We start from the raw sequence: 255 nt of genomic DNA, 5'->3' as shown, positions 1-255 counted from the left end.
TCAAACCGAAGCCGATGGTCGAAGTCGGCGGCAAGCCTATCCTGTGGCACATCCTGAAGAGCTACTCCGCCCACGGCATCAATGACTTCGTCATCTGCTGCGGCTACCGCGGCTACGTCATCAAGGAATTCTTCGCCAACTACTTCCTGCACACCTCGGACGTCACCTTCGACCTGCAGAAGAACAGCATGGAAGTGCACGAGCGCCACGCCGAACCGTGGAAGGTCACGCTGGTCGACACCGGCGCCGACACCC

Annotated in this window: 1 pseudogene; it reads left to right on the top strand. The window is 60.0% G+C overall.

From position 1 onward, the window contains the following. Positions 1 to 255, top strand: a pseudogene (locus tag KVP70_RS33820) (glucose-1-phosphate cytidylyltransferase); the annotation flags it as partial.

Origin of the sequence: Duganella violaceipulchra (assembly GCF_019166075.1) — a bacterium.
GTDB classification, from domain to species: Bacteria; Pseudomonadota; Gammaproteobacteria; order Burkholderiales; family Burkholderiaceae_D; genus Rugamonas; species Rugamonas violaceipulchra.
Note: the sequence above shows the minus strand (reverse complement) of the source record. Positions and strands in the feature narration are given on the sequence as shown.